This window comes from Acuticoccus mangrovi (genome assembly GCF_016411865.1).
Classification (GTDB): domain Bacteria; phylum Pseudomonadota; class Alphaproteobacteria; order Rhizobiales; family Amorphaceae; genus Acuticoccus; species Acuticoccus mangrovi.
Genome location: NZ_JAEKJA010000065.1, coordinates 1 through 345 on the forward strand (window position 1 = coordinate 1; position 345 = coordinate 345).

Consider the following 345-nt stretch of genomic DNA (forward strand, 5'->3'; position numbering starts at 1 on the left):
GCCGAGGAGCGATGCGCTTTGGCGGTCGTGGAATCGATGCAGTGCGCGTCGTCGGGGCTGACCTCGCGCAAGGCCTCGAACAGGCCCTGCCAGAAGCGCCGCTGCGACCAGCGATGCCACCGGTTGTAGACGGTCTTCGGCGGACCGTAGACGGCGGGCACGTCGCGCCAGCGGCAGCCGCTCTTCAAAACATGGATGATGCCGGAGATGACGCGGCGGTCGTCCACCCGCCGCGCACCCGGCTGGTTCTTCGGTAGATGTGGCTCGATCACCGCCCACTGCCGATCACTGAGCCAGAACTCTTCCGCCATCGCCGCCTCCCATGCCGATACCAAACTTTGACAC

1 protein-coding gene is annotated in these 345 nt (G+C 66.1%); it reads right to left on the minus strand.

Translation table 11 applies throughout. From position 1 onward, the window contains the following. Positions 1–311, minus strand: a 311-nt coding sequence (locus tag JCR33_RS24690) for an IS5 family transposase (protein WP_198884807.1), incomplete at its 3' end; no start/stop codon positions are given. Between the last annotated feature and the right edge of the window lie 34 nt (positions 312–345).